The 4,315-nt window shown below is 69.9% G+C and carries 5 protein-coding genes; 2 read left to right on the top strand and 3 right to left on the bottom strand.

Features of this window, described 5'->3' with window-relative positions:
• Together B1L11_RS44055 and B1L11_RS44050 are read right to left on the bottom strand one after the other, a co-directional pair.
• On the bottom strand, positions 1-288 hold a 288-nt coding region (locus tag B1L11_RS44055), incomplete at its 3' end, for an RNA polymerase sigma factor (protein WP_306291790.1).
• 95 nt (positions 289-383) lie between these two features.
• Positions 384-1,310, bottom strand: a complete 927-nt coding sequence (locus B1L11_RS44050; protein ID WP_079321071.1) for an RNA polymerase sigma-70 factor — start codon at positions 1,308-1,310, stop codon at positions 384-386.
• A 200-nt stretch (positions 1,311-1,510) separates the two neighbouring features.
• Between B1L11_RS44050 and B1L11_RS44045 the strand changes: the two genes are divergently transcribed.
• A complete protein-coding gene (locus B1L11_RS44045; protein WP_079321073.1) occupies positions 1,511-1,996 on the top strand; it encodes a carboxymuconolactone decarboxylase family protein in 486 nt (161 codons plus the stop codon).
• A gap of 10 nt (positions 1,997-2,006) precedes the next feature.
• The gene (locus tag B1L11_RS44040) at positions 2,007-3,347 is read left to right on the top strand and encodes an FAD-binding oxidoreductase (RefSeq protein ID WP_079321070.1); all 1,341 of its coding nucleotides are present in this window, start codon (positions 2,007-2,009) and stop codon (positions 3,345-3,347) included.
• Between the two features lie 58 nt (positions 3,348-3,405).
• Here B1L11_RS44040 and B1L11_RS44035 read toward each other — a convergent pair.
• Positions 3,406-4,315: diacylglycerol kinase family protein (locus B1L11_RS44035; RefSeq protein WP_306291789.1), on the bottom strand; the 910-nt coding region annotated here is incomplete at its 5' end.

The raw sequence follows: 4,315 nt of genomic DNA, 5'->3' as shown, positions 1-4,315 counted from the left end.
GTCCAGGGGGCGGGGGGCGGGGCGGCCGCCGTTCATGCGTTTGAGCGCTTGGCGGCGGCAGATGCCGTACAGCCAGGTGCGGACGGTGGAGCGGCCTTCGTAGGATCCGGCCGAGCGCCAGACGGCGATGAACGTCTCCTGCAGGGCCTCCTCGGCGGTGCCGCGGTCGCGGAGCAGTCCTTCGGCGTAGGCGAGCAGGGCGTGGGCGTGCCGGGTGTAGAGCCGTTCGAAGGCATGCTCGTCACCGGTGGCGACCAGTCGCAGCAGCCGGAGGTCCGTGTCGTCCATCGTCTGTGGGTACTGTGCCGTGCTGCGGGGTTCGGCATGAATCGCTGTGATGCCCGTCACAGCCTGGTCCGACTGCTTCTTGCCGGAGTCGTGGGTCAGCGGCTCACGGTGGTCTCCCGCTCCATGTGTGACAGCTTCTCGGGGTTGCGTACGGCGTAGAGCCCGGTGATGAGGCCGTCGTCGATGCGGACGGTGATGACGGTGTCGATGTCGGCGTCGATCCGGACGATCAGTGCCGGGTGGCCGTTGACCTGTGCCGGCTCCAGCGAGGCCCCGGGGGTGATCCTGCTGAGTACGTGGGCCACCTGGTCGGCTCCCACGAGGGGTGCCAGCGCGGCCTGCTTGAGTCCGCCGCCGTCTGCGAGGAAAACGACGTCGGGGGCGAGGATGTCGAGCAGGCGTTGCAGGTCGCCGGTCTCGACCGCCTGTTGGAAGGCCTGGAGGGCGTCGCGGGTCTCGGCCGGGGAGACGGTCTCGCGTGGGCGTCGGGCGGCGACGTGTGAGCGGGCGCGGTGGGCGATCTGGCGTACGGCGGCCTGGCTCTTGCCGACGGCCTCGGCGATCTCGTCGTAGTCCAGGTCGAACACCTCGCGCAGGACGAACACCGCCCGCTCGGTGGGCGTGAGCGTCTCCAGCACCAGCAGCATCGCCGTCGAGACGCTGTCGGCCAGCTCCACGTCCTCGGCCACGTCCGGCGCGGTCAGCAACGGCTCGGGCAGCCACGGCCCGACGTACGACTCCCTGCGCCGGCCGAGCGTACGGAGTCGTTTCAGCGCCTGGCGGGTGGTGATCCGGACCAGGTAGGCGCGTTGGTCCCGCACCGTTTCGAGGTCGACGCCCGCCCATCGCAGCCAGGTCTCCTGCAGGACGTCCTCGGCGTCGGCGGCCGAGCCGAGCATCTCGTAGGCGACGGTGAACAACAGGTTGCGGTGGGCGACGAACGCCTCCGTGGCCGGATCCTCGACGGAATCCATCCGGCCGCCGGCGAGCGGCTCGGCCGTGTCCGTGTGTCTCTCGCTCATTCGCCGGTTCCTGTCTGTGGGTTCTCGACCGTGCTGTGCATACGATCCCGGTCCCTATCGCTTTGTGACACCCGCGGCCGGTGGCGTACGTCACACGATTCCGTTGTCACAGGGGGCGGGCCGCCGGGATCTCTTGCTCGTCAGGACGCCGCGCCGGTGATCGGCGCGGCACCGCGATGTCACGAGTGGAGGACCACGTCATGGAACCCCGTATCGACCTGATGGCCAACGAGCTCGGTGCCAGGATCGCCAAGCGGATCTACGGCGTCGCTGTGGCGATCCAGCAGTCGCCGCTCCCCCAGGCCACTCAGGACCTGGTGATGCTGCGCGCGAGCCAGATCAACGGCTGCGGTTTCTGCGTCGATTACCACACCAAGGACGCCGCGGCCGCCGGGGAGAGCGCGGTCCGGCTGCACTTGGTGGCCGCCTGGCGCGAGTCCACGGTGTTCACCGAGGCGGAGCGGGCCGCGCTGGCGCTCACGGAGGAGGGCACCCGGATCGCCGACGCCCACCGGGGTGTGTCCGACCAGACCTGGGCCGAGGTGCGCAAGCACTACGACGACGACCAGATCGTCGCGCTGGTCTCCCTGATCGCCATGATCAACGCCAGCAACCGGCTCAACGTGATCGTGCGTAACCCGGGGGGCTCCTACGAGCCCGGCATGTTCGCCGGCATGGCGAACTGAGAGGAACGTCATGAACTCAGCGCTTGAAATCCTTCGCCGTGACTTCGGCGGCGACATCGTCGAACCGGGAGCGCCGGAGTACGCGTCGGCGTGTCGCTCGGTGCTGGCCTCGGGCAGTCCGGCTTATGTTCTACGGCCCAGGAGCGTCGGGGATGTGCGAGCAGGTGTCGGTTTCGCCGCCGCCGCAGGGCTCGTGCTGTCGGTGCGAGGCGGCGGCCATGCCTTCGCGGGCTTCGGCACCAACGACGACGGCGTCGTGATCGACCTCAGCGGGCTCGCGAACGTCGAGGTCGTCGACAAGGAGCGTCATCTCGTACGGATCGGCGGCGGCGCCACCTGGGGACAGGTTGCCTCCGTCCTGGCCCCGCATGGGCTGGCGATCTCTTCGGGCGACACCAGGAGCGTCGGGGTCGGTGGGCTGACGTTGTCCGGCGGCATCGGCTGGAAGGTCAGGAAGTACGGCCTCGCGTTGGACAACGTGGTCGCGGCCGAGGTGGTCACCGCGGACGGACGGGTCGTGCATGCGAATGCGGAGGAGAACCCCGAGCTGTTCTGGGCGATTCGCGGTGGAGGGGGCAATTTCGGCATCGTGACCGCCTTCACGTTCGCGGCCCACCCGACGACGGACGTCTTCTTCGGTAGGATCGCCTTCCCGGCGTCGGAGGCGGCCACCGTGCTCCAGGGGTGGGCGGACCACCTCCGCACCGCCCCCGAAGAGCTCACGAGCATCGCCAACCTCGCCGATCCCTTCGCCGGCGGCCCCCAGGCGCCGATCGAGATCCAGGTCGCCTTCGACGGCGATGACCCGCGGCTCGCGGCCCGGGCCGTCGATCCGATCCGCCGGCTCGGCACGGTGATCGGCGACGATGTCGCGTTGAAGCCCTACGCCGACACGCTCGTGGACGGCGCCGTCGCGCCGCCGGGCATTCGTCTGGTCACGCGGAGCGCGTTCGTCGGCGAGGAGTCGGTGCCCGAGGTCCTTCGGATCCTTGCCGAGGCCGGGGCGGCGGAGGGGGCGCCGTTCATCGCCGTTCGCAGTGTTGGCGGCGCGGTGTCCCGAGTGCCGCAGGACGCCACCGCGTACGCGCATCGCCAGGCGGAGTTGCTGGTCGTGACCACCGTCGCGGGGCCGATGCCGGTCATCCAGTCCGCTCGGCCCGCTCTGGAGACGATCTGGAGCAGGCTCGCGCCTCACGTCAGCGGCGCTTACGCCAACTTCCTCGCTTCCGCCGGTGAGGAGGATGTCGCCGCCGTCTATCCGGCGCCGACCTACCGGCGGCTCGCGGCGGTCAAGCGCCGGTGGGACCCCGGCAATCTGTTCGCCCGCAACCACAACGTACGGCCCGCGTAGGTGGTGCGGACGGGTGAAGCCGTCCGAGGGGCCCGGCCGGTTCGGCTGACGTCGCCGGTCAGGAGGTGGTGTCGGGCAGGCAGACGGTGACGGCCTGGGGCACGACTTTGACGGTGATGCGCTTGACCCGGTCGCGGGCTCCCCCGTCCAGTTCGTACGCCATGGGGGTGCGGAGTTTGACCGATACCTTCCTGGCGCGGGTGATGCGGACGAAGGGGGATTTCTCGGCGTCGCCTGCGCTCATGCGGCCGAGGGTGCGGGCCCATTGGATGGGGCCTTCTGCGGTGGAGACGCCGACTTCGAGCCAGCCGTCGTCGTAGCGGGCGTCTTCGAAGACGTCGATGCCGCCGGTGACGGTGCCGACGTTGCCGACGAGTACGCAGCTGGCGTCGCCTTCGAACCAGTCGTTGTCGTCGATTTTGATTTTCATGGGGGTGACGGCGCCGCCGACGTGGCGCAGGCCGGTCCAGATGTAGGCGAAGCGGCCGAGGCGGTCCTTGAGGCCGCGGTCGGCGTCGGCGATCATCTCGGCGTCGAAGCCGACGCCTGCCATGACCGCGAAGTGCTCGCCGTTGATCTTGCCGAGGTCGAGTTTGGCGCGGCGGCCCTCGAAGCCGATCCGTACGGCCTCGGGGAGGTCTTCGGGGATGCCGAGGTTGCGGGCCAGGAGGTTGGCGGTCCCTGCGGGGACGATGGCGACGGTGGCGTCGCTGCCGGCGAGGGCGTCGACGCAGCGTTGCACGGTGCCGTCGCCGCCCCAGAGGAAGAACAGGTCCGCGCCGTCCTTGAGGGCCTGGCGGACCTTCTTGGGGGCCTTCTTGCTCTTGGGGACCTCGTACCAGAGCAGGTCCTCGACGTCGTAGCCGGTGATGAGCTTGCGGAGCTCGTCGAGGCCGCCGCCGACGGTCTTCTTGCGGTGCGCGATGACGGCGACACGGGGGCCGGGGTCCGGGGGTGGCAGGGGCGGC

Source organism: Microbispora sp. GKU 823, from assembly GCF_002027145.1.
In the GTDB taxonomy this organism is placed as follows: Bacteria; Actinomycetota; Actinomycetes; order Streptosporangiales; family Streptosporangiaceae; genus Microbispora; species Microbispora siamensis.
This window is presented reverse-complemented; position numbering and strand designations above follow the sequence as displayed.